Origin of the sequence: Paraburkholderia sp. SIMBA_053, assembly GCF_046534895.1 — a bacterium.
GTDB classification, from domain to species: Bacteria; Pseudomonadota; Gammaproteobacteria; order Burkholderiales; family Burkholderiaceae; genus Paraburkholderia; species Paraburkholderia caledonica.
Genome location: NZ_JAWRXU010000212.1, coordinates 1 through 366, shown reverse-complemented (window position 1 = coordinate 366; position 366 = coordinate 1). Strand labels below are relative to the sequence as shown.

1 protein-coding gene is annotated in these 366 nt (G+C 63.4%); it reads right to left on the bottom strand.

The features are described from left to right. A partial coding sequence (locus tag SB753_RS35310; RefSeq protein ID WP_410804710.1) for a Tar ligand binding domain-containing protein occupies window positions 1-336 on the bottom strand: 336 nt, incomplete at its 3' end. Window positions 337-366: the final 30 nt, after the last annotated feature.

Genomic DNA, 366 nt, shown 5'->3' with positions numbered 1-366 from the left:
GATGCCGTTCTTCGGCGTGTTCAGAAACGCCTGCCAGTTTTCATTCGATTTGCCGAGCAGTTCGGCCGCGCGATCGAGCACCTGCTTCGATTGCTCGATCTCGCCTGCCGCCGTCAGCGCGTTGACGCGGTCGAGCGACACGCGCGAGCGCAGCAGGAACGAACCCGAGTCGTTCAGCGTGCGGATCGCGACCATGTCGCCGTGCGCCATGCTGTCGAGCGAGTCGCCCGAACGGCTCAGCGCGGTGAGCCCGAGCGCCCCGACGATCACCGTCAGCCCAACGAGAATGATCCCCACGACGGTCAGCGTCGTCCGAATCGACCATCTGCTCAGCATTGTTGTACTCCCTGATTACCCGTCGATCAG